This is a genomic window from Acinetobacter pengchengensis (genome assembly GCF_982235305.1).
This window is the reverse complement of record NZ_CEVATJ010000001.1, coordinates 2030111-2055921: the sequence shown is the minus strand read 5'-3', so window position 1 is coordinate 2055921 and position 25811 is coordinate 2030111. Positions and strand designations below refer to the sequence as shown.

General features: G+C 41.2%; 23 protein-coding genes. 12 read left to right on the top strand and 11 right to left on the bottom strand.

Going from position 1 to position 25811, the window contains the following annotated elements; genetic code table 11:
- Nucleotides 1–10 precede the first annotated feature (10 nt).
- The 4 genes from tnpA to AC0T5Z_RS10005 all read left to right on the top strand — a co-directional run bounded on the left by tnpA (nucleotide 11) and on the right by AC0T5Z_RS10005 (nucleotide 4098).
- The gene (gene tnpA / locus AC0T5Z_RS10020) at nucleotides 11–394 is read left to right on the top strand and encodes an IS66-like element accessory protein TnpA (RefSeq protein ID WP_473786280.1); all 384 of its coding nucleotides are present in this window, start codon (nucleotides 11–13) and stop codon (nucleotides 392–394) included.
- The gene (tnpB, locus tag AC0T5Z_RS10015) at nucleotides 391–726 is read left to right on the top strand and encodes an IS66 family insertion sequence element accessory protein TnpB (RefSeq protein WP_000618091.1); all 336 of its coding nucleotides are present in this window, start codon (nucleotides 391–393) and stop codon (nucleotides 724–726) included. The genes tnpA and tnpB overlap by 4 nt, the downstream gene beginning before the upstream one ends.
- Before the next feature lie 74 nt (nucleotides 727–800).
- Nucleotides 801–2384 (top strand): IS66-like element ISAba25 family transposase, encoded by a 1584-nt coding sequence (locus tag AC0T5Z_RS10010; RefSeq protein ID WP_473786279.1) that lies wholly within the window; start codon nucleotides 801–803, stop codon nucleotides 2382–2384.
- Nucleotides 2385–2514: 130 nt separating this feature from the next.
- Nucleotides 2515–4098: an ATP-dependent nuclease gene (locus AC0T5Z_RS10005; protein ID WP_435337306.1), complete on the top strand. Its 1584-nt coding sequence runs from the start codon at nucleotides 2515–2517 to the stop codon at nucleotides 4096–4098.
- A 51-nt stretch (nucleotides 4099–4149) separates the two neighbouring features.
- Here AC0T5Z_RS10005 and gatB read toward each other — a convergent pair whose 3' ends face one another.
- Genes gatB through gatC form a run of 3 tightly spaced genes read right to left on the bottom strand, consistent with a single transcriptional unit; the run spans nucleotide 4150 to nucleotide 7470 of the window.
- Nucleotides 4150–5625 (bottom strand): Asp-tRNA(Asn)/Glu-tRNA(Gln) amidotransferase subunit GatB, encoded by a 1476-nt coding sequence (gene gatB, locus AC0T5Z_RS10000; protein WP_291341329.1) that lies wholly within the window; start codon nucleotides 5623–5625, stop codon nucleotides 4150–4152.
- Nucleotides 5625–7103 (bottom strand): Asp-tRNA(Asn)/Glu-tRNA(Gln) amidotransferase subunit GatA, encoded by a 1479-nt coding sequence (gene gatA, locus AC0T5Z_RS09995; protein WP_291341327.1) that lies wholly within the window; start codon nucleotides 7101–7103, stop codon nucleotides 5625–5627. The genes gatB and gatA overlap by 1 nt, the downstream gene beginning before the upstream one ends.
- Before the next feature lie 52 nt (nucleotides 7104–7155).
- Nucleotides 7156–7470, bottom strand: a complete 315-nt coding sequence (gatC, locus tag AC0T5Z_RS09990; RefSeq protein ID WP_004975405.1) for an Asp-tRNA(Asn)/Glu-tRNA(Gln) amidotransferase subunit GatC — start codon at nucleotides 7468–7470, stop codon at nucleotides 7156–7158.
- Between the two features lie 137 nt (nucleotides 7471–7607).
- Here gatC and AC0T5Z_RS09985 point away from each other — a divergent pair, with 137 nt between their 5' ends.
- From AC0T5Z_RS09985 to AC0T5Z_RS09960, 6 genes are all read left to right on the top strand, one after another.
- Nucleotides 7608–8654: a rod shape-determining protein gene (locus AC0T5Z_RS09985; RefSeq protein ID WP_004975408.1), complete on the top strand. Its 1047-nt coding sequence runs from the start codon at nucleotides 7608–7610 to the stop codon at nucleotides 8652–8654.
- A 16-nt stretch (nucleotides 8655–8670) separates the two neighbouring features.
- Nucleotides 8671–9528 carry a rod shape-determining protein MreC gene (gene mreC / locus AC0T5Z_RS09980; RefSeq protein WP_019838366.1) on the top strand — a complete coding sequence of 286 codons (858 nt, stop codon included), beginning with the start codon at nucleotides 8671–8673 and terminating at the stop codon, nucleotides 9526–9528.
- Nucleotides 9515–10021, top strand: coding sequence for a rod shape-determining protein MreD (gene mreD, locus AC0T5Z_RS09975; protein ID WP_136143852.1), 507 nt, complete (start codon nucleotides 9515–9517; stop codon nucleotides 10019–10021). The genes mreC and mreD overlap by 14 nt, the downstream gene beginning before the upstream one ends.
- Nucleotides 10009–10575: a Maf-like protein gene (locus AC0T5Z_RS09970; protein ID WP_291341321.1), complete on the top strand. Its 567-nt coding sequence runs from the start codon at nucleotides 10009–10011 to the stop codon at nucleotides 10573–10575. Before mreD ends, AC0T5Z_RS09970 begins: the two co-directional genes overlap by 13 nt.
- 39 nt (nucleotides 10576–10614) lie before the next feature.
- Nucleotides 10615–12069: a ribonuclease G gene (gene rng / locus AC0T5Z_RS09965; protein WP_136143862.1), complete on the top strand. Its 1455-nt coding sequence runs from the start codon at nucleotides 10615–10617 to the stop codon at nucleotides 12067–12069.
- Between the two features lie 129 nt (nucleotides 12070–12198).
- Complete coding sequence (locus tag AC0T5Z_RS09960) at nucleotides 12199–12369, top strand: PA1571 family protein (protein ID WP_019838370.1); 171 nt, start codon at nucleotides 12199–12201, stop codon at nucleotides 12367–12369.
- Nucleotides 12370–12426: 57 nt separating this feature from the next.
- Here AC0T5Z_RS09960 and AC0T5Z_RS09955 read toward each other — a convergent pair whose 3' ends face one another.
- A complete protein-coding gene (locus AC0T5Z_RS09955; RefSeq protein ID WP_435337304.1) occupies nucleotides 12427–13806 on the bottom strand; it encodes a WS/DGAT/MGAT family O-acyltransferase in 1380 nt (459 codons plus the stop codon).
- A gap of 191 nt (nucleotides 13807–13997) precedes the next feature.
- A complete protein-coding gene (locus AC0T5Z_RS09950) occupies nucleotides 13998–14729 on the bottom strand; it encodes a phosphoadenylyl-sulfate reductase (protein WP_435337303.1) in 732 nt (243 codons plus the stop codon).
- Nucleotides 14730–14919: 190 nt separating this feature from the next.
- Here AC0T5Z_RS09950 and thrH point away from each other — a divergent pair, with 190 nt between their 5' ends.
- Complete coding sequence (gene thrH / locus AC0T5Z_RS09945; RefSeq protein ID WP_411690804.1) at nucleotides 14920–15537, top strand: bifunctional phosphoserine phosphatase/homoserine phosphotransferase ThrH; 618 nt, start codon at nucleotides 14920–14922, stop codon at nucleotides 15535–15537.
- A gap of 72 nt (nucleotides 15538–15609) precedes the next feature.
- Here thrH and AC0T5Z_RS09940 read toward each other — a convergent pair whose 3' ends face one another.
- The 6 genes from AC0T5Z_RS09940 to AC0T5Z_RS09915 all read right to left on the bottom strand — a co-directional run bounded on the left by AC0T5Z_RS09940 (nucleotide 15610) and on the right by AC0T5Z_RS09915 (nucleotide 24162).
- Nucleotides 15610–16755: an OmpP1/FadL family transporter gene (locus tag AC0T5Z_RS09940; RefSeq protein ID WP_435337302.1), complete on the bottom strand. Its 1146-nt coding sequence runs from the start codon at nucleotides 16753–16755 to the stop codon at nucleotides 15610–15612.
- Between the two features lie 309 nt (nucleotides 16756–17064).
- Nucleotides 17065–18309 (bottom strand): OmpP1/FadL family transporter, encoded by a 1245-nt coding sequence (locus tag AC0T5Z_RS09935; RefSeq protein ID WP_435337301.1) that lies wholly within the window; start codon nucleotides 18307–18309, stop codon nucleotides 17065–17067.
- A 355-nt stretch (nucleotides 18310–18664) separates the two neighbouring features.
- The gene (locus AC0T5Z_RS09930; protein ID WP_435337308.1) at nucleotides 18665–20287 is read right to left on the bottom strand and encodes an ABC transporter permease; all 1623 of its coding nucleotides are present in this window, start codon (nucleotides 20285–20287) and stop codon (nucleotides 18665–18667) included.
- 89 nt (nucleotides 20288–20376) lie between these two features.
- Complete coding sequence (locus AC0T5Z_RS09925; protein ID WP_435337300.1) at nucleotides 20377–21393, bottom strand: extracellular solute-binding protein; 1017 nt, start codon at nucleotides 21391–21393, stop codon at nucleotides 20377–20379.
- A 34-nt stretch (nucleotides 21394–21427) separates the two neighbouring features.
- Nucleotides 21428–22546 carry an ABC transporter ATP-binding protein gene (locus AC0T5Z_RS09920; protein WP_435337299.1) on the bottom strand — a complete coding sequence of 373 codons (1119 nt, stop codon included), beginning with the start codon at nucleotides 22544–22546 and terminating at the stop codon, nucleotides 21428–21430.
- A gap of 260 nt (nucleotides 22547–22806) precedes the next feature.
- A complete protein-coding gene (locus tag AC0T5Z_RS09915; protein ID WP_435337307.1) occupies nucleotides 22807–24162 on the bottom strand; it encodes an amino acid permease in 1356 nt (451 codons plus the stop codon).
- Between the two features lie 320 nt (nucleotides 24163–24482).
- Between AC0T5Z_RS09915 and prpF the strand changes: the two genes are divergently transcribed.
- Nucleotides 24483–25673 (top strand): 2-methylaconitate cis-trans isomerase PrpF, encoded by a 1191-nt coding sequence (gene prpF, locus AC0T5Z_RS09910; RefSeq protein ID WP_435337298.1) that lies wholly within the window; start codon nucleotides 24483–24485, stop codon nucleotides 25671–25673.
- Nucleotides 25674–25811: the final 138 nt, after the last annotated feature.

Sequence of the window (25811 nt, the reverse complement as noted above, 5' to 3'; positions counted from 1 at the left end):
ACTAAAATTTATGACTACAAATCACCAGACATCCATCGCATCTCTTGCGAAAAAACGAAGAACATACAGTGCTGAATTTAAACAGCAGATCGTTCAGGCTTGTAAAGCACCGGACGTTTCAATTGCTTCGGTCGCTTTGCAACATGGATTGAATACAAATCTTGTATCCAAATGGATTCGCTTAATTGATGCTAAGCCAGGGAATGATCGCTCACCACTACCGAATAAACCTGCATTTATTGCCTTATCTTGCTCTGCACCATTAGATCCTACTCCTACTGACATGTTAACGGTTCAAATTACTTTACCCCACTCAAAAGCAGAAATTGGCTTGAAATGGCAAGTATCAGAAATATCTGCTTTAGCAGAATTACTCAAGGCACTTGCAATATGATCCGCATTGATGAAATCTGGTTGTCTACTCAGCCCATGGACATGCGTGCAGGTATGGATACGACCATGGCTCAGGTGGTGAGAGCCTTTGGCTACATCAAACCGCATTGTGCTTACCTGTTCTGTAATAAACGTGGCCATCGCATGAAAGTGCTGGTACATGATGGATTGGGCATCTGGCTGTGTGCCCGGCGGCTGGAACAGGGCAAATTTCACTGGGCTCAAGTTCACCAAGGTGAAACCGTGGCCCTCAGCCCGGAACAGTTACAGGCACTGATCCAAGGTTTGCCCTGGCAGCGCATTGGACGACAGCAGGTGGTGACGATGCTTTAAACCAGGCTGTTCCATTCTGCTATTCTCCAAACGTTCTATTTCATTCTTCTCATGACCTCAGGCATACTGCGGTCATGAATACGCTGCCTGACTTAAGCCAACTGACCCATGAACAACTGCTGGAATTCACCAGGCAGTTGGCGCTGCAGCATCAGTCTCTAGCACAATCAAACCAACAATTGGATGCCAAAGTTCAACATCTTTCTATTCTCAATCAAAAATACGAGCATGAACTGGCGCTGTTTAAAAAGCACAAATTCGCCCAAAAGAATGAACACTTAACGGCAAAACAAATCCATCTGTGGGATGAAGCGGTTGAAGAAGATATTGCCGCGGTTGATCTAGAACTGGAACGGCTAAATGCAGATAAAACCAATGCAGCGACACAGAAAGCCAAAACCAATAAACCTAAACGTCGACCACTGCCAGATCATCTACACACCATCCGTATTGAGCATGAACCTGCATCAACCCAATGTGCTTGTGGCTGCCAACTCCGTCGTATCGGCGAAGATGTCAGTGAAAAACTGCATTTCAGACCGGCACAGTTCTATAAGGAACAGCATGTGCGTGGTAAATGGGTCTGTGATCAGTGTGACACTCTGACTCAGCAAGCGATGCCCGCCTATGTGATTGATAAAGGCATTGCTTCACCTGAATTGCTCAGCCATGTGCTGGTATCGAAGTATGCCGATCATTTGCCGCTGTACCGTCAGCGCCTGATCTATCAGCGGGCTGGCATTGATCTGTCCAGATCCACTTTATCTGACTGGATAGGTCGCTGCGGTGTAGAACTGGAACCTCTGGCCAATGCCTTAAAAGAGGTGGTGCTGCAACAGCGGGTGCTGCATGCAGATGAAACACCGGTCACCATCATGCGGATGGGTGAGAATAATAAAAAACCGAAGAAAGGTTATGTCTGGGCCTATGCCACCACACAGTATAATCCAGTTCAGGCGGTGATCTATGACTTTCAGGATAGCCGTTCAGGTCAGCATGCAGAAGAGTTCCTGAATGGCTGGCAGGGCCATCTGGTCTGTGATGATTACAGTGGTTATAAAGCACGCTTTAAATCAGGCGATGTCATTGAGGTGGGCTGCATGGCGCATGCACGTCGTAAATTCCATGAGCTACATGTGACTGGGAAAAGTCAGATCGCTGAACAGGCATTGGTGCTGATTCAGAAACTGTATGCGATAGAAGCAGAACTCAGGAAAAAGACCGATAGTACAGCAGAACACCGCCGCGAATACCGACAACAGCACAGCCAACCGGTGATGCAACAACTATATGAATGGCTCAACCAACATCATCTGACAGTGCCATCGAGTTCTCCCACCGCCAAGGCGATCAATTACACTCTGAAGCGTTGGCCAGCCTTAAGCCGCTATCTGGATGATGGCAATCTACCGATATGCAACAATTGGGTAGAGAATCAGATGCGTCCCTGGGCGTTGGGACGCAAGAACTGGCTGTTTGCAGGTTCGCTGCGCAGTGGTCAGCGAGCGGCAAACATCATGACTTTAATCCAGTCAGCAAAGCTGAATGGCTTGGATCCGTATGCCTATTTAAGTGATGTGCTGAAAAGGTTACCGACACACAAAGTGACCCAAATTGAAGAATTGCTGCCGCACTGCTGGAAACCTAAATCGAATTAAAAAATAGGTATGGGATTCAGCGGACGCTTACAATTTACCTCCAAGGTTTTCGGGAGCTAAAGAAACAGTTCAGCATATTCAAAGAGTAGTATCTGCACTCAAAAATATAGATGATTATTTTCTAATTCCATTGGGTATAACTTTAAATAATAAAAAGAGTTTTAGTGTTTTTAATAGCTATTTTAAAGAAAAATTATCTGAGTTTTTAGAAGGGATCAATTCTCCAAGTGCCGAGGTCGAAGAGATTGATGAAACTGAATTTGACTTGAATGTTTTAGATAATATTTTTAGTAAAATTGTAGATATTTATCGCTATATTTATATTCCTAGAGAGTTAAGTGCTGAAGAATTTACTAAGTTGCATAACAAACAATTTGAATTTTTGATGGGGAAAAGTTTACAACAAACTTTAAATGAAACAATCTCTGCTGCAACTGTAAAAAAAATAAATGACTCTTTGGATGGGATTATTGGAGAAATTGAACAAGATCTTGAGTCATATATTTATAAAACAAATAGCGATGTAAGGCAGACAAAATTAAAACGAGTAGATATCAACAACCTAATTATTGAAGCATATTTCAATATAAGGACTATGCATCTGAAAGTAGATGCGAGTTCATCAATGGCGATTACTAAACTTAGTTCAGGTGAGAAACAAAAAGCTATATTGGATATTGCAAATAGTTTACTTAGAAAAAACTATGAAAATCATAATGAAAAATATGTGATTTTTGGGTTCGATGAGCCTGAGTCGTCTTTACATATTTCAGCATGTTTTGATATGTTTCAAAGTTTATATGAAACAACTAATTATTGTTCTCAAGTATTATTTACTACACATTGGTATGGTTATATCCCCTCTGTGATTAGAGGTAATACGGTAATTTTAAATAAAGGAGATGATAGTAGTCATAAGTTTGATTTTATTAATATTAGCAAGTACCGTGAAGAAACAAGGATTATAGGTGTTCAGTCACGTAATCAACTACCTTTTAGTATTCAATTGAAAAGTATAAATGATTTAGTTCAGGCTATTATTTATGGAAGTATGAGTGAGAATCCATTTAATTGGTTGATTTGTGAAGGTTCTTCAGAAAAAGTCTATTTTAATTATTACCTATCTGATTTGGTTGAAAATTCTAGATTGAGAATTTTACCTGTTGGTGGGTATAGTGAAGTTAAAAAATTGTATAATCATCTTGCAATAGCATTTGAAGACTTCAAACAAGAAATGAAAGGCAAGGTGTTTTTGGTTTGTGATACGGATGCCAATTTAGATGCTAATACCAATTATGTAAAACATGATACTCAGCACCCTAAATTAAAATATCGTCGTTTAATTAATAATCAAGAAAATGAGAAATCTGAATTGGTGATGATTAACTCAACAACTGCTGCTAATTCGACTGTTCTTGAAGATGTTCTTAATGCAAAAACGTTTTTAAAAGTATTAGAAGAGAAAAAAGGAGAACATCCTGAACTAGAAGTACTGCTTAGTGAACACAAAAGAGTACCGTTGTTGGAAAATCAATTTTATCCTTCAGGTTTATGTTTAACTTTATCTATACCTGAAAGAAAGATTTTAAAAGAATTTTTTGGCAAAAATAATAATACCATGAAAGTGGAGTTTGCTGAGGAATATATTAGAGCGGTTAATAGTTTAGAAGAAATAGAATGGATCAATGAAATTAGAGAATTTTTCACAAAGTAAGAGTTAAAAAACCCGCTCTAAAGCGGGTTTTATTTAAAAAAAAAGATCAGATCAACCAATCAATTTTTTCATTAATTCATTTACTTGTGCAGGGTTTGCTTTACCTTTCGCAGCTTTCATCACTTGACCAACAAGACCATTGAAAGCTTTCTCTTTACCAGATTTATACTCTTCAACCATCTTCTCATTGGCAGTAAGAACTTCTTTAATAATCGCTTCAATCGCGCCTGTATCAGTTTCCTGCTTTAAGCCTTTTTCTGCAATGATTTCGTCCGCAGATTTGCCTTCTTCCCACATAAAGCCGAATACTTGCTTCGCGATCTTACCGTTAATCGTGTTGTCCACAATACGCGCGATCATACCGCCAAGTTTTTCTGCAGATACAGGAGAATCCGCCAATTCCAAGCCTGCTTTATTTAAAGCACCTGAGAATTCGCCCATCACCCAGTTTGCCGCAATCTTACCTTGTGCAGCGCCGCCAGCAGCTTTTACCACATCTTCGTAAAACTCTGACATTTCACGAGTCAGTGTCAGTACGTGAGCATCATACTCAGTCACACCGAAGTCAGCCACGAAACGCGCACGACGAGCAGCAGGCAGCTCAGGCATAGTCGCTTTAATGGCTTCAATTTGCGCGTCAGGAATAATCACAGGCAACAAGTCTGGATCAGGGAAGTAACGGTAATCGTTGGCTTCTTCCTTCGAACGCATTGAACGCGTTTCCATCTTCACAGGGTCAAACAAACGTGTTTCCTGATCAATGGTGCCATCCCATTCCAAAATTTCCATTTGACGCTCAATTTCGACATTGATCGCTTGTTCAATGAAACGGAATGAGTTTAGATTTTTAAGCTCACAACGTGTACCGAATGGTTGACCTGGACGACGTAACGACACGTTACAGTCCGCACGGAAAGAACCTTCAGCCATGTTGCCGTCAGAAATACCCAACCAACGCACCAGTGTGTGAATCGCTTTAATATAAGCAACCGCTTCTTCAACTGAGCGCATATCGGGTTCAGATACGATTTCTAATAAAGGCGTACCTGCACGGTTTAAGTCGATGCCAGACATGCCTTCGAATTGGTCATGGATTGATTTACCTGCATCTTCCTCAAGGTGCGCACGGGTCACGCCAATGCGTTTGGTTGTGCCATCTTCAAGTTGGATGTCGATATGACCTAAGCCCACAATCGGGTTATCCATTTGGCTAATTTGGTAGCCTTTTGGAGAGTCAGGGTAGAAGTAGTTTTTACGCGCAAACACAGAAGCTTGGTCGATGTAAGCATCAATACCCAAACCAAAACGGATTGCCAAATCCACCACTTCTTTATTCAGCACTGGCAAGACGCCTGGCATGGCTAAATCAACAAGGCTGGCCTGCGTATTTGGGTCTTGACCAAATTCGGTTGATGAGCCTGAGAAAATTTTAGAATGGGTTGCAAGCTGAGTGTGAATCTCAATACCAATCACGACTTCCCAACCATCAATCAGGTTTGATTTTGGTTTAGCAGTATTCTTCGCCATTATGCGTTCTCCTCAGCAATTGCAGCGCGTTGAGTATGCCAATCGGTCGCTTGTTGATACTGATGTACCACAGATAGCAGTTGCGATTCAGACCAGTAATTGCCAATTAATTGTAAACCCACAGGCAAGTGATCTTGGTCAAAACCAACAGGCGCACTAATTGCAGGTAAGCCCGCCAAGTTCACCGCGATGGTGTAAATATCGCCCAAATACATTTCAACAGGGTCTAAAGACGCGCCAATTTTATATGCAGTGGTTGGTGCAGTCGGTGCAGCAATTACATCTACCTGTTCAAAGGCTTTTAAGAAGTCTTGCTGAATTAAACGACGTACTTTTTGCGCTTTCACGTAGTAGGCATCGTAATAACCTGCAGAAAGGGCATAAGTACCAATCAAGATACGACGTTGTACTTCTGCACCAAAACCTTCAGAACGTGAGCGTTTGTAAAGGTCTAAAATATCTTGCGGATTTTCTGCACGGTAGCCATAACGCACACCATCGTAACGAGAAAGGTTAGACGATGCTTCTGCAGGGGCAATCAGATAGTAAGTTGGCACGTAGCTTTCCGTCATGTTGAGATCAATCTCAACCAATACTGCGCCCAATTCTTCTAATTTTTTTAGTGATTCTTCAACACGTGCTTTTACATCAGCATCTAAGCCTGCCACATTGAAGTATTGTTTAGGAATACCAATGCGTAAGCCTTTAAGCGCTGTCGCATTGAGGTTTGCCACATAATCTTCAACCGCTTTATCCATAGAGGTTGAGTCTTTAGCATCATGACCTGCCATCACATTCATTAAATAAGCACAGTCTTCTGCAGAGCGTGCCATTGGGCCTGCTTGATCTAAAGACGATGCATAAGCAATGATGCCGTAACGTGAAACACGTCCATAGGTTGGTTTTAAACCCGTCAAACCACAGAACGATGCAGGCTGACGGATTGAGCCACCTGTATCTGTACCTGTAGCAAATGGTGCTAGATCAGCCGCCACGACTGCAGCCGAACCACCTGATGAACCACCCGGTACATGGTCAAGTGCCCAGGGGTTTTTTGTTGCACCGTAGAATGAACTTTCAGAGGTTGAACCCATTGCAAATTCATCCATGTTCACTTTACCTAAAGTGACCAAACCTGCATTTTTACCTTGCGCCACCACAGTTGCATCATAAGGCGAGATAAAATTGTCCAGCATTTTTGAACCCGCAGAGGTTTTAATGCCTTGGGTACAAAAAATATCTTTATGTGCAACAGGAACGCCTGTTAAAGCTGTCGCTTGACCTGCCTGACGTATCGCATCGGCTGCATCTGCCTGTGCCAGTGCTACTTCATTGGTCACGGTGACATAAGAGCGTACTTGCGGATCAATTTTGGCAATACGTTTTAAATAATGTTCTGTTAGTTCGCGAGAGGAGAATTTGGCTGCCGCTAAACCCTCAGAGATTTCACGAATCGATAAGCGATGTAAATCTGTCATGAGAAAAATTCTTTTACCTTTTTATGAAGTCAAAATGTAACAGCCGAATAAATTATTCAATCACACGTGGAACAAGGTACAAGCCATCCTGAACTGCAGGGGCAACAGCTTGATATTGCTCACGATGGTTCTGTTCGGTTACGACGTCTTCACGTAATGGTTGCGGGTGGTCAAATGGGCTTTTTAAAGGCTCAACGTCATCGGTATTTATGCCTTTTAAACTTTCCATCATGCCTAAAATTTTATTTAGACTTTGAGCATACTCAGCAGATTGCGTATCATTGAGTTTAAGACGGGCAAGATGGGCAATTGCTGAAACTGTTTGTGCATTTAAATCTGCAGAATGCTGAGCATCCGAGGTAGACATAACATCACCTAAAATCAGTATTAATAAAAAATTTCAAAATATCGTGCGTTATAATAAGCGATTGACTTGTTCAACGCACCACATTTAGTTAAAGTTGCCAACTTGCGTCCACATAAAGTTTAATCGAGAACGACTCCGTGATTCTAAAACGACTAATTGGCTTGTTTTCGCCAGACCTAGCCATTGATTTAGGTACAGCAAATACACTTATTTATGCGCCAGGACGAGGCATTATATTAAATGAACCGACGGTTGTGGCAATTCGTCACAGCGGTTCACAGAAAATTGTTGCCGCAGTCGGTCTTGATGCCAAACAAATGTTGGGTCGTACCCCTGCAAACATTTCTGCAATTCGTCCCATGAAAGATGGTGTCATCGCTGATTTTGAGGTGACTGAAACCATGCTGAACCAATTTATTGGCAAAGTGCATGAAAAACGCTTATTCCCACCTGCACCGCGTGTCGTGGTGTGTGTGCCATGTAAATCTACCTTGGTAGAGCGCCGTGCGATTCGTGAAGCTGTGTTTAATGCGGGTGCACGTGATGTCCGCCTGATTGAAGAACCGATGGCTGCTGCAATTGGTGCAGGCATGCCTGTAGAGCAAGCTTGCGGTTCAATGGTAGTCGATGTTGGGGGTGGCACGACAGAAATCGCGATCATTTCACTACAAGGTTGTGTTTATTCAGATTCTTTACGTATTGGGGGAGATGTGTTTGATGAGCAAATCATTAATTATGTACGCAAGGCACATGGTTGTGTCATTGGTGAAACCACCGCAGAAACCATTAAGAAAGAAGTCGGCATGGCTTTGCCAGATGAAGGTGCTAAACCACTGGAAATTGAAGTGCGTGGTCGTAACTTGGCAGAAGGTGTGCCACGTGCCATTACTGTAACTTCTGATGAAATTACCCAAGCGATTTCTGATCCATTACAAAGCATTGTATCGGCAGTAAAATCTGCACTGGAACAAACGCCTCCTGAACTTTCCTCAGATATTGCAGAGCGTGGAATTGTGCTCACCGGTGGCGGTGCGTTATTGCGTAACCTAGACAAGCTTTTGGCACAAGAAACTGGCTTGCCTGTGGTAGTCGCAGAAGAACCATTAACTTGCGTTACCCGTGGTGGTGGCAAGGTCTTGGAATTCTTTGATAATCCAAACCACGATATGTTATTTGTTGGCTAATACATAGGATTCGGCGGTGCAAACAAATCTGTTTTCCAGACAACCGCCATCTTTTCGCTCTTTTATCATTGCGGTCATTACTTGTTTGGTCATTCTGTTCTTTAACTGGCGTGTACCGCATGTAATTCAACCTGCACGTGATGTTTTGTATGCGGCATATAATCCAATTTATGCCCTTGCAAGCTATCCTGTATTGTCGCGAGAATGGCTAAGTCAACAAAGTAAGTCTGAGGCTCAATTGCGTCGTGAAAATACCGCGATGCAGGCAGAGCTACTGCAGGCTCAAGTCCGTTTGCAAAAATTATCTGAACTCTCTGCAGAAAATACCCGCCTGCGTGGTCTACTCGATACCCCTCTCATTATTGATGGACGCATGGAAATTGCCGAAGTGATTGGTACAGATGCCGATCCTTTGCGTCATATTATTGTGATTAACCGTGGTTCACAAAATCAACTCAAAGTCGGACAAACCGTTTTGGATGATAAGGGCATTATGGGGCAGATTATCGCTGTGTATCCACACAGTAGCCGTGTCATGTTGCTTTCCGATAAAGAACACTCGCTTTCAGTGCGTTTGGAGCATACAGGCATGCGTGCGATTGTGTCAGGTACGGGCGATTTGGGACGTTTAAAAATGGAATATGTGCCGACCAGTGCCAATATTCAGGTTGGTGAAAAGGTCTATAGCTCAGGCTTGGGTGAGCATTTTCCTGCAGGGTATTTGGTTGGAAGCATTACCAAAATCAGCCGACATAATTCTGGTGAGTTTGCACAAATTGATGTGATGCCTGCAGCACAATTGGCGGGTGGTCATCATGTGGTGGTGCTTTTCTCAGAATCTTTAGCGAAGGAGCAGCCAAATGCCAATCGCTAAAATTGGGCAAACTCGACTCGGACAAAACAAAAATAAAGATCCACTGTTGCCGATTATTTTTTCTGTCATAGCTGCATCCGTACTCATGGTGTATCCATTGTCTTATACAGGCTCGGGTTGGCGACCATTGTTTATGTTGATGGTGACTTTGTTTTGGGTGCTTGGGCAGCCAACTTGGTGTGGCATCTGGTTCGCCTTTGGTACAGGCTTGTTTGCAGACTTACTTCTCGATGCACCTTTGGGTATGAATGCCCTGAGTTTTGTGGTCATTACTTTTGTGGCGCGTTTCCTGACTCGCGAACGCCGTATTATGACGTTTGCGAATTTATGGGTCATCAGTGCAATCGCAATTTTGGCACACCTCGCCTTGATTTGGGTGTTGCAAGTCATGGGGGGAATTCAGTTCCCATTTGCGCGTCATTGGCAACCTTTGCTGAGTAGTATTTTACTCTGGCCTGTGCTGTATTATTTCTTGCGAAAATGGCGCATTTAATTCTCGCTTCAAGTTCACCGCGCCGTCGGGAACTCCTACAACAGCTCGGACTGGAATTTGAAATTTACAGTCCAGATATTGATGAATCTATTTTAGCGGGCGAAGACGTTGCCACCTATGTTGAGCGTTTGGCGTGTGCCAAAGCCGATGCTGTTTTGCAGCTATTTCCTGATGCTATGGTGTTAGCTGCTGATACCAGTTTGGGCGTAGATGGGCAGATATTGGGCAAGCCAGAATCCAAAGCACATGCCTTTGCCATTTGGTCACAAATTTCTGGTCGAAAACATGATGTTTTTTCAGGTGTTTGTGTGCGTACACAACAGAAAAAATCCAGTATAGTGGTACGTACACAGGTTGAATTTCAATCGCTAAGCTTAGAAGATATGGAAAGTTACTGGGCAACAGGTGAGCCGATTGGAAAAGCGGGTGCTTATGCAATTCAAGGCATCGCAGCACGTTATATTCCGCGTATTGAGGGTAGTTATAGCAACGTTGTTGGCTTGCCGCTCTATGAAACCGTACAGTTATTACAGACAGTTAAGGTACTAAATTAACTGCTGCACAAAAATTTTTATAATGTTTTGAGTTTTATTATGTCTGACGAGTTGTTGATTAATGTCACACCGATGGAGTGTCGAGTGGCATTAATTCAAAACGGCACGGTCAATGAACTATTCATTGAACGTACCGCTAAGCGTGGTTTGGTGGGTAATATTTATAAAGGCAAAGTCGTGCGCGTGCTGCCAGGCATGCAAGCTGCCTTTGTCGATATTGGGCTGTCGCGTACCGCTTTTCTGCATATCAATGACATGATTTGGCCGCGCAGCCAACCTACACCGAATGTCTTTGAATTATTGCAGCCTGGGCAAATTCTAACCGTGCAAGTCATGAAAGACATGCTAGGTACTAAAGGCGCACGACTAAGCACTGATCTTTCTATTCCTTCACGTTATTTGGTTTTAATGCCGTATGGCAGTCATATTGGCGTATCTCAACGCATTGAATCGAATGAAGAACGTGAGCGTCTACGTGGCATCATTGAAACCATTCAGGCCGAGCATAAATTGCCAGGTTCGGTAATTGTACGCACAGCAGCTGAAGGTGTCGATGAAGCGGCCTTAGTGCAAGATATGTGTTACTTGGCAAAATTGTGGGAATACATTCAGCGTAAACAAAAAAGCATTGCTGTGCCTTCTTTGATTTTTGAAGAGTTGCCGTTACCGCAACGCGTAATTCGTGATTTGGCGAATGATAACACCGCCAAAATTTATGTCGATTCACGTGAAATTCACGCCAAATTAAAAGAATTTGTGGATGAGTTTGTGCCCAATATGCACAATCGCCTGATTCATTATCCAGGTGAGCGTCCACTGTTCGATTTATACAATGTCGAAGAAGATATTCAAAAAGCATTGCAAACCCGTGTGGCATTAAAGTCAGGCGGTTATCTGATGATTGATCAGACCGAAGCCATGACCACCATTGATGTAAATACAGGTTCTTATGTCGGTGGTCGGACTTTAGAAGACACTGTATTTAAAACCAATATGGAAGCCACACAGGTCATTGCCCGCCAGTTACGTTTGCGTAATTTGGGCGGTATTATCATTATTGACTTCATTGATATGCAAGAAGCACAGCATCGTGATGAAGTCTTGAGTCAGTTTGAGCGTATGCTTGAAAGAGATCATGCCAAGACCAAAATTACCCAAGTGTCTGAGCTGGGCTTGGTCGAGATGACCCGTAAACGTACCCGTGAATCTTTAGAACATTTACTTTGTGAAGCCTGTCCAACTTGTCAGGGGCGGGGCTATGTTAAAACAGCAGAGTCAGTTTGTTACGAAATTTTTCGGGAAATTTTAAGATATGCGCGTGCATTTGAATCACAACGTGGCTTTACTGTTGTTGCGCATCCATCGGTGATTGACCGATTGTTAACTGCAGAAGCGCCAGCAGTGGCGGATTTAGAGCATTTTGTTAGTCGTGTGATTAAATTTCAGGTGGAAAATTTATATACGCAAGAGCAATACGATATCATTCTGAGCTGAAATTGTAACAGGATATCGCTAAACAGTTGTTACATCTGAAATTTTACTTTTTTGAGCGAATTCTCAATACTAAGCATACAGAGTAGCCAAAGCCGAATATCTCCCTCGGTTTAGCAAATGAGGTATGTCATGGGTATGAGTGAAGTTGTGATTCAAAAGAGTTTAAAAGTATTAGATCGTAAAGTGACACATAACGGTTATATTGTAGATGAGCAAGGTAAAGAAACTCAAATTACCACCGCAATGATCAGCGCAGTTTGTCAGCAATTATTAAAACAGTGTCGTACTATTCAAAAATAAGGGGCAGCAATTGCCCCTTAATTGATTCTGTTGAATTGTTTCTGATGGATTGACGTATCAATCCACGATTTTATTGACCCCTTCAGGCGCATCAATAATCTGTTCAAAACGCTGAATTTCATCTTCCAAGTGTTGCAATAAGTTTTGCATTTTTGGTAAGGCATGACGACAAGCAGTTAAACCTACTTCCAATTTGTCTAAATAGCTAGTCATGGTAATGTTTAAAGCTTGTCCATCTAATACAATTGAAGCAGGGTAAAGCGCATCTAATTTTGCACCATTCCAATACAAAGGTTCACTCGGGCCAGGTACATTGGAAATCACTAAGTTAAAGGCCTGACGCTTTGGCATAATGCCTGACAAAATATTTAAACCTGCAGCACCGTAAACAAAAGCACTATAGTTCATAATTTGATTGGCATTCATGCGTTTAAAACGCTGTTTAGCATTTTGTACACTGCGACGCACAATTTCTAAACGCTCAAGTGGATTTTCTTTGTGTGTACCTAAGTTGGCTAAAATCATGGTGATTCGATTGGATACTTCAGAATCGTCATCACGAATAGAGGCAGGCACCATCGCAATGAGTGGTTTTTTAGGTAAGGCATATTGGCTGAGTAAATACTCACGTAATGCGCCTGAGCAAATTGCCAGTACCACATCATTAATAGTTACACCCAAAGCCTTAGCAATACGGTGTAAACGTGCAAACTCAAAAGATTGAGCGGCAAAACGACGTGAGGCGCTCACACGTTGGTTTAAGATGGTACTTGGTGCTTGGAAGCTGGAGACATAATCAGGATTACGTCCCATATCTTTAGCAACAGTCTGTGATACTTCATAGACTGCGCGAGGAGTTGCTTCAACATGACCTTTAACCCCACCAAAAATTTTCTTTAAACGGCTGACTCTAGGCTCTTTCAGACGTTTAGCACGCGGACCTTCCACACACCAAGGCGGTACAATTCTTTTTGCATTTGCATCATGCGATAGAGATTTTTCAACTAAGCGCATGCCTGCAATACCATCTACCATGGCATGATGAATTTTAAAGAACATCGCAAAACGATTATCTTCAATGCCTTCAATAATATGGCAAGTCCATAAAGGTTTGGCGCGATCAATGAGTGAGCTATGTTCTTGTGAAATATAAGTTAATAATTCACGAATACGGCCTGGCTTTGGCAAGGCGATATGACGGAAGTGATGATCGAGATCGAACTCTTCATCTTCATCCCAAAACAGACCATTGAGCTTATTGTTAAATGGTGCAATTGGCATTGACTTTGAATTGCGAATATCAGCAACCAAGTCTTGAATAAAAGTGTCTGGCGCATGTTCTGGAATTTGGAATAGGAATAATCCACCCACATGCATGGGCTGTTGACGTTTTTCTAATGATAAAAATATAAAATCAATAGGGTGTAATGGTCGCATATTCTGGATTGCCTCACTGCAATTTCTACGCCTCTTCTTTGCTGAACAGGCTTTTTAGAGTTATATAAGATTTAATTTCAGTATAGCTTTTTTACCAAACAAATACAGTGGTTTTTGCGCCATCATCCGTCAATAAAAATCACAGTAGGTGGGTGATTTTTATTGACCTTAATAGGGTAATAGGGTGCAGATTATTTGAGATTTCCTGCATGCAGACCACATTCTTTGTGCGTAGCTTCTTCCCACCACCAACGACCTTCGCGTTCATGTTGGTTTGGGAGCACAGGGCGGGTGCACGGTTCACAGCCAATAGAAATAAAACCTTTTTCATGCAAACGATTGTATGGAATTTCCATCATGCGAATGTAGTTCCACACGTCATTGCTTGACCAGTTTGCCAGTGGATTATATTTGATTAATTGCTTGGCTGGACCTGAAAAGCCTACATCTGCTTGTATGACAGGAATATCTTGCCGTGTACCCGGGCTTTGGTCTTTACGTTGTCCTGTAATCCAACCATCTAAAGTTGCCAGTTTTTTGCGTAAAGGTTGAACTTTGCGAATTCCGCAACATTCCTGATGTCCATCTTCAAAAAAGCTAAACAAGCCTTTTTCTTGAACTAATTGTTGTACCCCTTCGGTTTCGGGAAAGCAAATTTCGATCTCAATATTATAATATTTGCGTACAGTTTCTAAAAATTGATAGGTTTCAGGATGCAAACGTCCTGTATCTAAACTAAATACACGAAATGGCAAACCTAAATTGGATGCCATATCAATTAGCACCACATCCTCTGCACCTGAAAATGAAATTGCGACTTCACCTTGCTGACTCAAAGCAAGCTTTAAAATGTCACTTGGTGATTTATCAGCATATTCAGTCGCGAGTGCATCAACAATGTCTATGGTGGGGATGGTATGCATAAGTCTTCCTGCAGTCGGCTTGAGGGCTAATCTTTATACTTGCGTGGATTATTTTAATGGAATTCCTAATAAGGTCTTATCACTAAAAAATAAATGCTTATGAATGAAATAGATTTAAAAAAGATCAAGGCAAATACCAAATCTTCGGCTATGATAGGGAAAAATTTTTACAGGTATTTTGGGAGAGCCCATGGAAATCGTATGTCTTGATCTTGAAGGTGTGTTAGTTCCAGAAATTTGGATTAACTTTGCTAAAAAAACTGGCATTAAAGAACTTGAAGCAACTACACGTGATATTCCTGACTACGATGTGTTGATGACTCAGCGTTTAAATATTCTAAAACAGCATGGCTTGGGGTTGAATGATATTCAAGCGGTGATTGCGGATATGGGGCCATTTCCTGGCGCGAAAGAGTTTGTAGAGTGGGTGAGCACACACTTCCAATTGATTATTCTTTCAGACACGTTCTATGAGTTTGCACATCCGTTGATGAAGCAGTTGGGTTGGCCAACAATTTTCTGCCATAAACTAGAAACAGATGAAAATGGCATGATTACCGCGTATAAACTGCGTCAACCTGATCAAAAGCGTCAAGCTGTAAAAGCCTTACACGGTTTAAATTTCCGTGTAATTGCTGCAGGCGATTCATATAACGACACCACCATGCTAGGTGAAGCGGATCATGGTTTCTTATTTGATGCACCTGAAAATGTGATTGCAGAATTCCCACAATTCCCTGCAATTCATGGGTATGCAGCATTAAAAGAAGCAATTCGTGGTGCTTCGGTACGAGATATTCCTGCTTAATCTGAAGCTGAATACAATAAAGGGCATCATTTGATGCCCTTTGTTTTTATGCGATATTAACAGTGCATTGATTTAGAAGCGGTAGCCAATTTTTAAGCCATAACCCAATGCATAGTTGTCTTCAAATTCACCAACGTTTGTTGTACCCGTACGTGCAGTGGCATCACCTAACCAAAAATATTTTACGCCAGCTTGAATAAAATAGTTTTCCGCTGGGCTGTATTGACCACCTAAGCCAACGCTCCAATAACCCTCAGTCGGGCCTAAAGTGGTGACAGGGTTACCCGCACCAGAGTCATAACCTACAGAAGCAGAACCAGACCAATGACTATTAAACTTGTGGCCAACGCCTACGGTTGCAGACCATTGATCATCTGAATAGTCAATAAGGTTATTGCCAGAAGCAGCATTTAAAAACTTTGGTGTGACCGCAAATTGATCCCAATGTACCCAACGGATATTGGCATAAGCTAACGTGTTGGCTGCAATACCTGTTTGAAAATCGATGTTTACTGATTGCGGAGTTATGGCATCAAGTTGTGATTCTACATTTAACATTGGCATTAACTTGTGTGTCTCTACCGATTTAGCTTTATGCTTGATTTCGGAGCGATAAGTTACTGATGTTTTAAGTGCGATTTCAGGGATTTGATAAGCAAAGCCTGCGAGCCAACCAAAAGCCTCTTCTTCATGTATTTTAATGTCATAGCCACTTAAAACTTTAGTTGGGTCTTTAGGTGATATATAGGCTTGACCACGTAGGGAGATATCTGCTTCAACAGTTTGCCAAACAGGACCCGCGTAGAAATTCCAGTTTTCTGTAGGTTGGTAACCAATTAAAGCCGTGAGATTGTGTGTTTCAACTTCAACTTTTGTAGCTTCAATTCCATTAGTAAACATGCTCTGTTCTAGGCTATACATCGCATCTGCACCAAATGGCTGGTCATATAAAAGACCTAAAGAAATTTGTTCAGTCGCTTGTACTTTAATTGCAGCGGAAGGGAAGTAATAATCTTCAGCCATATCGCTGACGTTATTTTTTATAAGATCTTTTCCTTTAACCGTTGGATCTAAAATTGAAATACCTGCTTCTGCATAATTACCCGGTTGTAAAAATGCAGCAATAGATTGACCAGAACGGTCTAAACCAGCAGCAAGCGCAGGTGTAAGTGGGAGAGTGCTAAGTAAAATAGCCGAATAAATTCTATTGAGCTTCATGTTCCTTCCCTGATGCTTTATGTAACAAAAAGTGCAGGAAAAGTAACATATTTAAAAAAAGAGTAAATGCTCAACTTCGCAGAATAAATGAACTGAATAAGTTATAAATAGCAGTTGATTAGAGTAAAAGTACTATTTTAAAGTCTTAAGTAAATGAATTCTATTAAATAATTTTTTAGGGTAATGTTTGGGTAAATATGAGTTTAAGTGTTTTAAATTTGAACATTTAGTTAACACTCGTATAAAAAATGGGAGTTTTAGTTGAAAAAAAAGCCACCCTGAAGGGTGGCTCCTTTGAAAAGCAATAGATTAGAAGCGGTAACCGATTTTTAAACCGTATGCCCAAGCATCGTTGTCTTCAAATTCTGCGATATAAGAATCTGAACCGAAGTCAGACGCTACTTGTGCTTTGGCATCTCCTAGCATGAAGTATTTAACACCACCAGCGATAAAGGTTGCAGGTGTTGGACTATATTGAAGTCCTAAGCCAACATTCCAGTAACCTTCAGTTGGGCCAAGAGTTGATATAGGATTACCTGCACCAGAATCCCAACCTACTGAGACATTACCTGCCCATAGATCATTAAATTTACGGCCTACACCTACGTTTGCTGACCATTGGTCATCAGTATAAGCAACAATATCAAAGCCATTTGGGTTGTCTGGAGTCTGGCCTAGCGCACCTAGAGTATCTGCAACAGTTCCGAATTGTTTTAGGTCAATAGAAAAGTCTTTCCAATTCACCCAACGTACATTTGCAAAGGCAACTGTATTTGCCATGATCCCTGTTTGGAAATCAAGGTTAACAGATTGGGGAGTTGTAATATTTGCATCTGTTGCTACATCGTAAACAGGGCTACTGCCAACAAATGCTAATACGTTACTTTGACCATATTCGCGAGCAGATGCTTTGTGGTCAATTTCAGAGCGATAAGTGATAGATGTTTTTAAAGCAATTTCAGGAATTTGATAAGCAAAGCCAGCTAACCAGCCAACTGCACCATCTTCATCTAAATCAGCATTATATAAGCCAAGGCCGTTAGCTGAACCATATGCCGCACCACGTAATTGAACATTACCTTTAATTGTTTGATAAACAGGACCAGCATAAATGTTGAAATTTTCATTTGGCTGGAAACCAAAAATCATAGACAAACTTTGAGTGTCAACTTCTACTTCAGTTGCTTCACCGTTTAAGTGGAACAAACCTGTATTGAGACCAACAAGTGGGTCACTTGTTGAGTATGCAGCATCAGCACCAAATGGTTGGTCATAGATCAAACCAAATGAGAAGTGGTCTGTTACTTGTAATTTAAGAGCAGCTGAGGGGAAGTAGTAATCATCTCCCATGTCAGAAAGATTGCCGCCACCAGCAGTTGAAATAGCCTTCCCAGATACATCTGGATCTAATACAGAAATACCTGCTTCAAAGTAATTACCAGGTTGCAAGAATGCAGCCATAGATTGACCTGAACGATCTAGAGCAGCGGCAAATGCCCCCGTCATTGGTACAGTTGCAAGAATCATTGCTGTGCTAAGTGCTTTTAATTTCATTATACATTTCCCTTGGGCTATAAAGTCTTTTATGACAGTTTTTGTTGATGCTTTAAGCTTTCATTTAGGATGATTTCGACTTGTGCAAACCGAGACCATTTGTTACTCCATGTGACAAAAATATCACAATTAAAATAAGAGTAAATGCTCTAGGAAAAACTAATTAGTTTAAAAATTAAGCTGAATAGAGTATTTGTTCTAATTGGTGTGGGTTTTTGGTTTGTTAGTGATTGAAATTAAAGAATAAAATTTAAAAATCAATCTTTGGTTTGAGTGTTTTTAATTGGTTAAAAAAAATACTATTTTTACTCTAAAACCCATTGTTGCTCTACATATTTAGCAACAATGGGACAGATCAACGTGGGGTTTTTCCAAGCTTTGCCAATAAAATAACAGGAATCAGACCGACCAATACAATTAGTAAAGCTGCTACTGCGCCATCTTCATAAGTTCCTCTAGAGGCTTCTGCATACAATTGGGTGGCGAGTGTTTCCATATTTAGAGGACGGAGCAATAAAGTTGCTGGCAGTTCTTTCATGCAGTCTACAAAGATTAATAAAGCTGCAGAAATAATGGCAGGACGCAATAATGGCAAGTGCACACGCCATAAAATCGCAAAGCTGTTTTGTCCTAAATTACGTGCAGCATCATCAAAAACACCATGAATACGGTTATAGCCTGACTCAATGCCACCTACTGAAATAGCTAAAAAACGCACAGCATAAGCATAAATAAGGGTAAAACTGGTGCCGAGGAATAATAAACCTGTGTGTATCCCTAATTTAAATTCTAAAAAGTCGGCAATGGTATGATCAATTTTACCCAAAGCCAGCATGAGACCAATTGCCAAAACGGTTCCTGGAATGGCATAACCTAAGCTCGAAATGCGGCTAAACCAGTTGTGTTTGCTAAAACGTGCAGCACTGACAATAAAGAAGCCAATCAAAATGGTGACGATGGTGGCAATACTGGCAAGCGTCAGTGTGTTGATGGATGCTTGGATCAGATAATCTGAGAACCCTGCATATTGAATACGTTTATAGGATTCGACCAATAAATGACTGGTTGGAATTAAAAAGCCAATACAGACAGGAATTAAACCTAAACCGAATAATACAAGTGCTTTAACACCTTTAACCGATTGTGCAGGCATCAAGCGGCTACGTTGTGCAGAGTTCATATAGCGCTGTTTACGTCGTCCTAAACGCTCTACTAAAACTAATAGAGTAATGATCATCAACATGAAAATGGCAATTTGCGCTGCGCCTGCCAAGTCGGATTGATTGGTCCAGGTTGAATAAATCGACAAAGTTAAGGTTTTAATACCTAAAAATTCTGTTGCGCCAATATCATTAATGGTTTCCATTAAAACTAGACTAGTACCCACAGCAATCGCAGGACGTGCTAATGGAATCGCAACACGTAAAAACACTTGATCGGGTTTTAATCCTAATGTACGTGCGACCTCAATTAAACTGGCCGATTGCATCAGAAACATTGCACGGGTGCTTAAATACACATACGGATACAGCACAAAGCTAAGTAAGAAGATGCCGCCCCAAACGCTACGAATATTGGGAAACCAAAACTGTTGTAATTCTAAATTAAACCAATCACGCAGGATGCTTTGCACAGGGCCGATGGGATGCAAAATGTCAATATAACTATACGCAATAATATAAGTCGGTACGGCTAAAGGAAGCAGTAAGGCCCAATCTAAAAATGCACGCCCTCGGAATTGATACGCTGTTACAATCCATGCACTGCCTGTACCAATCAGGATGGTGAGAATTCCCACACCCAACAATAAAATCCCAGTTTCTGCCAACGTGTGTGGAATTACATAACGCAGCAGATGCCCCCAAATTTCACTATCACCTTGTAATGCTGTCCAAATTAAAGCGACCACAGGTAAACAGGCGAGTAGTGTCAATAACCCACTGAGCGAAAATAAAAAATTAAATTTATTTTTAAGCATTGCAATAGAGGTACTAAATAAGGGGGGAAGGGAACAGTTGCGCATCTTACAGTGCAAAGCGCTGCACTGTAAGACAAAAGCAGAAAATTTTAGCGGTTAAACTGGACTTTATCGACCAATAAGTTGGCGGCTTTACGGTGACGTGCAATATCGCTTAAACGAATTGAATCAATATTCAGTTTGCCAAAACTGGCAATAATTGGGTCAATTTTTACACCAGGTTTAACAGGGTATTCAAAGCCGTTTTTTGCGTAAATGGCTTGCGCATGATCTGAAGCTAAAAATTCAAGCAGTTGTACAGCTTCTTTACGGTTTGGCGCATGTTTAGAGACCACTGCACCCGATACGTTTACATGTGTTCCACCATTTTTAAAACGCGGTAACACGACATTAATCGCATTGCCCCAACGTTGTTGTTCGGCATCACCTGTGCGCATTGTGCCGACATAATAAGTGTTGGCAACGCCAATATCACAAATTTTGCCTAAAATATCACGTGCTACATCACGGTCACCACCACTAGCTGGGCGAGCTAAATTAGCTTTTACACCACGCAACCAAGTTTCAGCTTGTTTTTCACCATGATGGGCAATATAAGCCGCAATCAAAGCAGTGTTATATGGATGGCTGCCTGAACGAATACAGATTTTATTTTTCCATTTGGGATTGGCTAAATCTTCATAAGTAATCGCATTAAGCGGTGTACGGTCTTTAGAAGCATAGACTGCACGTGCACGCATCGACAAGGCATACCAGTGACCATTGGCAGCACGTAAATTGGCAGGAATTGCGCTATTTAAGGTTTTAGAACTCACGCGCTGAGTTAAACCACTTTCAACCAAATCAACCAAATTGCCAAAATCTACAGTCAGCATAACGTCGGCAGGGGAGCGACGACCTTCTGCTTTCACCCGTTCTAATAAACCATCTTTAATAAAAACCGTATTCACTTTTACCCCAGTTTTTTGGGTAAATTCAGTCAATAAAGTTTGAATGAGCACAGGCTCACGTGTGGTGTATAAATTGACTTCCGCTGCTTGTGCGACACTCGCACCAAATGCAAGTAAACCTGTAACAAGCAATGATATTTTAGATAGTGGTTTCATGCAGTAATCCTAATTAAAAGTTTGAACTGAAAATCTAAACCTGAACAGCGGTATGAGTAGAAGACGATGTGATGGCTGATTGCTCATCAGCAGCCAAGAAATAACAGCTGTTTAAATCGACAGAAACATAGACCTGTTCTGAAAGTTGAATATCTTGAAGGTGATTCACTTGTGCCAAAAGCGTGAGATCATGATCGCGTAGTTTTAGACGCAGTTGTTGCGCATGCCCCATAAAGCTGGATGACACAATGCTTGCTGGCAAGGCATTTTCACTTGGTGTTTGGCTGACATGCAATTGATGCGGACGGAAGCAGCAAACTATTGAATCTTGAGGGTTTGCATATTCTGGTAAATCAATCTTGCCAAATACTGTGTGAATTTCTTGATGCTGGATATGTGTTGGAATTTCATTCAACGAAGAAAAATAACGTGCAGCAAACAACGTTTTTGGCTGTAAATAAAGTTGTTTGGGTGAACCAATTTGAATAACTTGCCCTTGATGCATCAAAATAATTTGATCAGCAATTTGCAGGGCTTCTTCTGGATCATGTGTCACGATAACGGTAGTTGTTGCAGTTTGTTTGAGCAGTTGAATGGTGTTTTGACGAATTTGATCTCGCAGACGATGATCCAAATTTGAAAAAGGTTCATCCATTAACAAGACTTGTGGTTCTGGTGCTAAGGCGCGAGCTAAGGCGACTCGTTGTTGCTCGCCCCCCGAAAGTGTATATGGATAGCTGTCTTGATGGTGCAGCATGGAAACATGCGCTAAAGCTTGTTTGGCAATTGCTTCCCGCTGCGCTTTGGGAAATTTCTTTAAGCCAAAAATAACATTGTCTAACACACTTAAATGCGGAAAAAGTGCGTAATCTTGAAACACTAAACCAATATGGCGAGCTTCTGCAGGAATCTGCGCATGTTCACTCCACATGGTTTTCTGTTCTAGCAGGATTGTCCCACTGCTAGGTGTTTCTAAGCCTGCAATCAGACGAAGCATCGTGGTTTTGCCACAGCCTGAATGACCTAATAAACATATAATTTGTCCACTCATTGCCGACCATGTTGCTTGTTGTACTGCAAAACGCGCGCCAAACTTTTTACTGAGCTGTTGGATCGTCAAGATATTGGCAGGTTGAGCAGCGTACGCATTCATAGTTCATTCACACGACAAATTTTGTGCTCAAATAATAACTAAGAATTCTTCTCATGTAGAGTCTTTTTATCATTTAGAATGTAAATGATGCGGCTTTTGCTACAAAAAAGTCGAAATATCAACTTAAACAATAGGTTTGAATTAAAGTTATTTTAAATGTAACGCTTTATTTAGGGGCAAAAGGGTATGTTGCACTTAAAAGCAAAAAGTTATTGCCGAAGCAATAACTTTTTAGTTGTTAGAAATATATGCTGTATAAATTAAGATTTTTTAGCATTCAGCACTTTAAATAAAATGTACATCAAAACCACCCACACAGGAATTATAATGACTGATTCTTTAAAGCCTTGGGTCCACATAATATAAAGTACCACTGCAATAAACGCTAAAACCAAATAGTTGCTGAATGGTGACCATAGTGCAGGGAACTTGGTTGGAATCGCTAATTTTTTCAGTGTGTTGGTAAATTTGAGGTGAGTCAAACTGATCATTGCCCAGTTTAAAACCAATGCACCCACGACAATATACATAAGGTGGCTTAAAGCTTCTTCGGGTACAAAGTAGTTCAACAATACACAGCCAAAAATTAACACTGCAGAGAATAATACTGCTGGAATTGGCACACCTTGTTTATTCACTTTCAGGAAAATCTTTGGTGCATTCCCTTGTTTGGCTAAACCAAAAAGCATACGACTGTTGGCATACATACCACTGTTATACACAGAAAGTGCCGCAGTCAAAATCACGAAATTCAGTAAGTGGGCTGCCCATTCAATGCCCATTTGACTAAAGATCATCACGAATGGACTTTTATCTAAACCACCTAAATCTAACTGATTCCAAGGCACTAATGACAATAGAATGGTGAGTGAACCGATATAGAAAATCAGAATACGGAACACAACTTGGTTAATGGCTTTAGGAATGGTTTTTTCAGGATCTTGTGCTTCAGCGGCTGCCATACCAATCAACTCAATGCCACCAAAAGCAAACATGAGGAATGCTAACATAAAGAACAGGCCTTCAAAGCCATTCGGGAAGAAACCACCATGCGCCCAAAGGTTACTGAATGATGCGGTTGAATTGGCATCTGCAGAAAGTAAGAGATATAAACCAAAGACAATCATCGAAATCACAGCAGCGACTTTAATGATTGCTAGCCAGAACTCTGATTCACCGTAAAACTTTACATTGCCCAAGTTAATAATGGTAATTACAATGAAAAAGAACAGTGCCGAAGTCCAAGCAGGAATATGGGGCCACCAATAGTTAATATATTTAGCCACTGCAGTAAGTTCTGCCATTGCCACTAAAATATACAAAATCCAGTAGTTCCAACCTGCTAAAAAGCCGGGGAATTTACCAGCATATTTATAGGCAAAGTGACTGAATGATCCTGCAACGGGCTCATGAACAATCATTTCCCCCAATTGTCGCATAATTAAAAATGCAATAAGACCACCAATAGCATAACCCAAAATAATAGAAGGGCCAGCAGATTGGATGACCTGCGCGGAACCTAAGAATAAGCCAGTACCAATTGCGCCACCCATGGCAATCAATTGAATATGGCGGTTCTTTAAGCCACGCTGAAGTTGTGAAGACTTGTTGTTCAAAGTATTCAGCCCGACAATGAAAAAGTGACAAGATTGTAATAGATCAAATTTCATTAGCCTAGTAGCTAGGTAGTTATGAGTTAAATTTATGTAAATTATAAAAATAAGTTTATCTGTTCTTTATTTTAAAAATTAGTATAATCAATAGATTAATTTTATTTATACCTTGTAAATCAAGATGACTGGTTAGGGTGAATTTTAACAAATGTTGTTTTTTTATACTTAAGTCAAGACCGCGATACCTTTTGAATAAAAACCGTTATGATGTAAAAAGGTCTTTTATATGGCCATAACAATCAGAAAACAAGGGAATAAAATTCATGCGTTTTGCACCACAAGTTAAAATTCCAGCAACATATATGCGTGGCGGTACAAGTAAAGGTGTATTTTTTAAACTTGATGATTTACCTGAAGCAGCGCAGCAGCCAGGGAAAATTCGAGATCAAATTTTATTACGTGTGATTGGCAGTCCAGATCCCTACGCCAAGCAAATTGATGGAATGGGTGGTGCGAGCTCGAGTACCAGTAAAACCGTTATTTTAGCTAAAAGTACTCAACCCAATCACGATGTTGATTATTTGTTTGGACAAGTTTCGATTGATCAGCCATTTGTAGATTGGAGTGGTAACTGCGGTAATTTGACAGCTGCAGTCGGTGCGTTTGCGATTAGCAATGGCTTAGTCGATGCCAGTAAAATTCCCCAAAATGGCATTTGTACCGTACGCATTTGGCAAAAAAATATTGAAAAAACCATTATCGCGCATGTGCCTATGTCGCATGGTCAAGTGCAGGAAACGGGAGATTTTGAATTAGATGGTGTGACTTTTCCTGCTGCTGAAGTACAAATTGAATTTTTAGACCCTGCCGATGATGGCGAAGAAGGAGGAGCAATGTTCCCCACTGGAAATGTGGTGGATACTTTGCATGTGCCAGATATAGGAACGTTCCAAGCGACTTTTATTAACGCGGGTATTCCAACAATTTTCCTCAATGCAGAAGAAATTGGTTATACGGGCACAGAACTGCAAGATGCAATCAATGGTGATGCGCAAGCTTTGGCGCGTTTTGAAGCTATTCGCGCTTATGGGGCTAAACAAATGGGGCTGATTCAGGAAATAACTGAAGCTGAAAAACGCCAGCATACGCCAAAAATTGCCTTTGTTTCTGCGCCAAAAAGTTATGTATCTTCAAGTGGCAAACAGATTCAGGCTGAAGACACCGATTTGTTGGTACGTGCATTGTCGATGGGTAAACTACACCATGCCATGATGGGCACAGCAGCAGTGGCGATTGGTACAGCTGCAGCCATTCCAGGAACACTGGTCAATTTGGCTGCAGGCGGGGGCGAGCGTGAAGCTGTTCGTTTTGGACATCCATCAGGTACGCTTCGTGTGGGTGCGCAAGCTGTGCAGGAAAATGGACAATGGCAAGTGAAAAAAGCTGTGATGAGCCGTAGTGCACGTGTATTAATGGAAGGTTGGGTACGCATACCTGTGGAAACATTAGAATAAGTTTTGCTTCGAGCAAATATTAGCTAGCTACATACAGCCTCTATTTCGATAGGGGCTTTTTTATGGTTGAAATGTTATATCGGTTCAGCTAAAGCTTAAAAAACTTTGAATTATAGGTACAATGCAGCTACACAGGCA

Excerpts from the sequence above, each read along its gene's own strand:
- tnpA (WP_473786280.1), top strand. The coding sequence starts at position 11 with ATGACTACAAATCACCAGACATCCATCGCATCTCTTGCGAAAAAACGA.
- rng (WP_136143862.1), top strand. The coding sequence starts at position 10,615 with ATGTCTGACGAGTTGTTGATTAATGTCACACCGATGGAGTGTCGAGTG.
- AC0T5Z_RS09935 (WP_435337301.1), bottom strand. The coding sequence starts at position 18,309 with ATGAAATTAAAAGCACTTAGCACAGCAATGATTCTTGCAACTGTACCA.
- mreD (WP_136143852.1), top strand. The coding sequence starts at position 9,515 with ATGCCAATCGCTAAAATTGGGCAAACTCGACTCGGACAAAACAAAAAT.
- AC0T5Z_RS09940 (WP_435337302.1), bottom strand. The coding sequence starts at position 16,755 with ATGAAGCTCAATAGAATTTATTCGGCTATTTTACTTAGCACTCTCCCA.
- AC0T5Z_RS09950 (WP_435337303.1), bottom strand. The coding sequence starts at position 14,729 with ATGCATACCATCCCCACCATAGACATTGTTGATGCACTCGCGACTGAA.
- AC0T5Z_RS09955 (WP_435337304.1), bottom strand. The coding sequence starts at position 13,806 with ATGCGACCATTACACCCTATTGATTTTATATTTTTATCATTAGAAAAA.
- gatC (WP_004975405.1), bottom strand. The coding sequence starts at position 7,470 with ATGTCTACCTCGGATGCTCAGCATTCTGCAGATTTAAATGCACAAACA.
- prpF (WP_435337298.1), top strand. The coding sequence starts at position 24,483 with ATGCGTTTTGCACCACAAGTTAAAATTCCAGCAACATATATGCGTGGC.
- AC0T5Z_RS09930 (WP_435337308.1), bottom strand. The coding sequence starts at position 20,287 with ATGCTTAAAAATAAATTTAATTTTTTATTTTCGCTCAGTGGGTTATTG.
- AC0T5Z_RS10010 (WP_473786279.1), top strand. The coding sequence starts at position 801 with ATGAATACGCTGCCTGACTTAAGCCAACTGACCCATGAACAACTGCTG.
- gatA (WP_291341327.1), bottom strand. The coding sequence starts at position 7,103 with ATGACAGATTTACATCGCTTATCGATTCGTGAAATCTCTGAGGGTTTA.
- tnpB (WP_000618091.1), top strand. The coding sequence starts at position 391 with ATGATCCGCATTGATGAAATCTGGTTGTCTACTCAGCCCATGGACATG.
- AC0T5Z_RS09920 (WP_435337299.1), bottom strand. The coding sequence starts at position 22,546 with ATGAATGCGTACGCTGCTCAACCTGCCAATATCTTGACGATCCAACAG.
- AC0T5Z_RS09925 (WP_435337300.1), bottom strand. The coding sequence starts at position 21,393 with ATGAAACCACTATCTAAAATATCATTGCTTGTTACAGGTTTACTTGCA.
- AC0T5Z_RS09960 (WP_019838370.1), top strand. The coding sequence starts at position 12,199 with ATGGGTATGAGTGAAGTTGTGATTCAAAAGAGTTTAAAAGTATTAGAT.
- gatB (WP_291341329.1), bottom strand. The coding sequence starts at position 5,625 with ATGGCGAAGAATACTGCTAAACCAAAATCAAACCTGATTGATGGTTGG.
- AC0T5Z_RS09970 (WP_291341321.1), top strand. The coding sequence starts at position 10,009 with ATGGCGCATTTAATTCTCGCTTCAAGTTCACCGCGCCGTCGGGAACTC.
- thrH (WP_411690804.1), top strand. The coding sequence starts at position 14,920 with ATGGAAATCGTATGTCTTGATCTTGAAGGTGTGTTAGTTCCAGAAATT.